The sequence below is a fragment of the Streptomyces sp. 8L genome, assembly GCF_020176795.1.
In the GTDB taxonomy this organism is placed as follows: Bacteria; Actinomycetota; Actinomycetes; order Streptomycetales; family Streptomycetaceae; genus Streptomyces.
Genome location: NZ_JAIUKE010000142.1, coordinates 1 through 2,596 on the forward strand (window position 1 = coordinate 1; position 2,596 = coordinate 2,596).

A 2,596-nucleotide genomic window follows, 5' to 3' on the forward strand; every position below is an offset into this window, starting at 1 on the left:
CCCACAACCCCCCGGGGCGCCTTCGGGGGGGGGCCCCCCCCGGCGGGCCCCCGCCCCAACACCCCCCAACCGCCGCCGGGGGCCCCACGGCCCTTATGGCCGTGCGCCCTTTTCGTTGCGTAAATAACCGGCCTATCGGGCATTACGGACTAGGCTGCTGAGCGTGCCCCGTCAATTGGGAGACCTCGAAGACGCCGTGATGACGCGCGTCTGGCAATGGAACCGTCCGGTGACCGTCAGGGAAGTCCTCGAAGACCTCCAGCGAGAACGCTCCATCGCCTACACGACCGTCATGACGGTAATGGACAATCTCCATCAGAAGGGCTGGGTGCGCCGAGAAGTCGAGGGCCGCGCCTATCGATATAGAGCGGTGTCGACCAGGGCCGCCTACGCCGCGGCTCTCATGAACGACGCGTGGTCCAAGAGTGACAACCAGGCCGCGGCACTCGTCGCCTTCTTCGGGATGATGTCGCCCGGTCAACGCGAGTCGTTGGAAGACGCCGTACGTATCGTTCAGGGCCGTACCGACGCGGCGGACGACGAAACATCCGCGCGGCAAGCCGCGGCCGCCCCGCCCGCGCCGCCGGCACCGCCCGGAGAAGGCGGCGCACGCAAAGGGACCGCGCGGGAACAGACCGCGCGCGAAGAACCCGGGGAGAGTGGAGAACCGGGGGCGGGCGGAGAAGACGGAGCGCCCGCGGAACCCGGGCACGCGGACAATCGGTGAGGCGGTGAGGCAGATCCGGAGAAGGCCCCGCGTCTCCGCTCCCGCCTCCCGCCGCGCACCCGCCCCCGGCGACTCCCGGGGCACTGGCGCCACTTCGGAGCCGGCCGATAGCGTCTCTTCGTGGCCGGGGCGATAGCGCCTCTTCGGAGGCGGGGCGATAGCGTCCCGCTCATGTCTTCCGCCGAGCCCCTTCCCCATGACGAACCCGATGGCCGAAACGGCGTCACCGTCCGGCGCGCCAGGACGCGCGACGTCGCGGTGCTGCGCCGCCTGGTGGGGAGTTACGCGGGTGCGGGCATCCTCCTCGACAAAGCGCCGGTGACGCTTTACGAGGACATCCAGGAGTTCTGGGTCGCGCAGCGCGAGTCCGACGGCGCGGTCATCGGCTGCGGCGCTCTGCACCCGATGTGGGAAGACCTCGCCGAAGTGCGCACACTCGCCGTCGATCCCTCCACGAAGGGCTCCGGGGTCGGGCACAAGCTGCTCGCCAAGCTCCTGGACGCGGCGCGTGAGCTCGGGGTGAGCCGGGTATTCTGCCTGACCTTCGAAGTCGACTTCTTCACCAAGCACGGGTTCGTGGAGATCGATGGGACGCCTGTCGACGGAGATGTGTACAGAGAGCTGCTGCGTTCCTATGACGAGGGCGTTGCCGAGTTCCTCGGTCTCGAACGGGTGAAGCCGAACACCCTGGGCAACAGCCGGATGCTTCTGCACCTGTGACGCGCGGGAAGATGTCCGAATCGCGTGCGTTTCCCGTTTGTTGAGCCACTGAACCTCTGCCAGGGGTTTGTGTTTTCCCGGGAAAAGGGGTTTCCTTTCCGCGTACTGCATTTTCGATGAAAGGAAATCCGGTGGCGCAGAAGGTTCAGGTCCTTCTTGTCGACGACCTCGACGGCGGCGAGGCGGACGAGACCGTCACGTTCGCGCTGGACGGCAAGACGTACGAGATCGACCTCACGACCGCCAATGCCGACAAGCTCCGCGGTCTCCTCGACCCCTACGCCAAGAACGGGCGCCGTACCGGCGGCCGTGGTGCGGCCGGTCGCGGCAAGGGCCGTGCCGTCGCGGGCGGCAACAAGGACACCGCGGAAATCCGCAAGTGGGCCAAGGACAACGGCTACAACGTGAACGACCGCGGCCGCGTTCCGGCCGAGATCCGTGAGGCCTACGAGAAGGCCAACGGCTGACGATTCGCACCAGCGGCAATTCCGCGCGCGAGTCCCCGGGCCAGACGGACCCGGTGGCACTCCGCGGCTGCCGCGTCCACGAGCCGTACGAGATCGGGGGCACCCCCACCGCTGCCCCCGGTGCCGATTCCAGCAGCGCCGACCTCCCCGGCCACGCCGCACAGGCGCAGCGCCGGCAGGCCTGCCGGCGCCGATCGTGCCGGACGGGCCGGACCGCCACCGGGCGCCGCGTCGGGGCGCCCGGCGTGCGCGGGCCCGGGGGGCCGCAGCCACACGGCGGCCCCCTGCGCGGCGAGGACGGGCCACCGGGGCGGTATGGGGGCGGGGATGGCGCGCCCCGCGCCCAGGGCGTCGAGATCCAGGGCGATGCCGCCCCACTCCAGCCAGTCGAGCAGCCCCGGCACCTCCTCCGCGCTGCCCGGCGCGAGCAGCAGCCACATCCGCGACCGGTCCGCGCTCAGCGCCACCGGCCCGGTCACCGGCTCGTGGGGCCCGGCGGGGCGGTCGGCGCGGTCGAGGCGGTCGGCCACCGCGCGCCCCGCCCGCGCGGGCAGTTCCAGGGCGTCGAAGGCCAACCCGGTCGCCAGCACCGGCTCTCCCCCCGCCCCCTCCCGCAGCACGGTCCAGCCGAGCGTCTCCTCGTAGAAGCGGGCGATCCGCTCCTGCGTGGACCCGGGCGCGG

4 protein-coding genes are annotated in these 2,596 nt (G+C 71.0%); 3 read left to right on the plus strand and 1 reads right to left on the minus strand.

Annotation, left to right across the window (positions count from 1 at the left end):
• Positions 1 to 163: 163 nt before the first annotated feature.
• From LCE31_RS13975 to LCE31_RS13985, 3 genes are all read left to right on the plus strand, one after another.
• Positions 164 to 727, plus strand: a complete 564-nt coding sequence (locus LCE31_RS13975) for a BlaI/MecI/CopY family transcriptional regulator (RefSeq protein WP_225014558.1) — start codon at positions 164 to 166, stop codon at positions 725 to 727.
• Between the two features lie 171 nt (positions 728 to 898).
• The gene (locus LCE31_RS13980) at positions 899 to 1,447 is read left to right on the plus strand and encodes an amino-acid N-acetyltransferase (RefSeq protein ID WP_225014559.1); all 549 of its coding nucleotides are present in this window, start codon (positions 899 to 901) and stop codon (positions 1,445 to 1,447) included.
• 131 nt (positions 1,448 to 1,578) lie between these two features.
• Positions 1,579 to 1,914: a histone-like nucleoid-structuring protein Lsr2 gene (locus tag LCE31_RS13985; protein WP_225014560.1), complete on the plus strand. Its 336-nt coding sequence runs from the start codon at positions 1,579 to 1,581 to the stop codon at positions 1,912 to 1,914.
• Here LCE31_RS13985 and LCE31_RS13990 read toward each other — a convergent pair.
• Positions 1,893 to 2,570, minus strand: a complete 678-nt coding sequence (locus LCE31_RS13990; RefSeq protein ID WP_441349412.1) for an SCO3374 family protein — start codon at positions 2,568 to 2,570, stop codon at positions 1,893 to 1,895. The genes LCE31_RS13985 and LCE31_RS13990 overlap by 22 nt on opposite strands.
• Between the last annotated feature and the right edge of the window lie 26 nt (positions 2,571 to 2,596).

Bases quoted from the DNA above. Each gene is read 5' to 3' on its own strand.
- LCE31_RS13980 (WP_225014559.1), top strand. From the start codon at position 899: ATGTCTTCCGCCGAGCCCCTTCCCCATGACGAACCCGATGGCCGAAAC.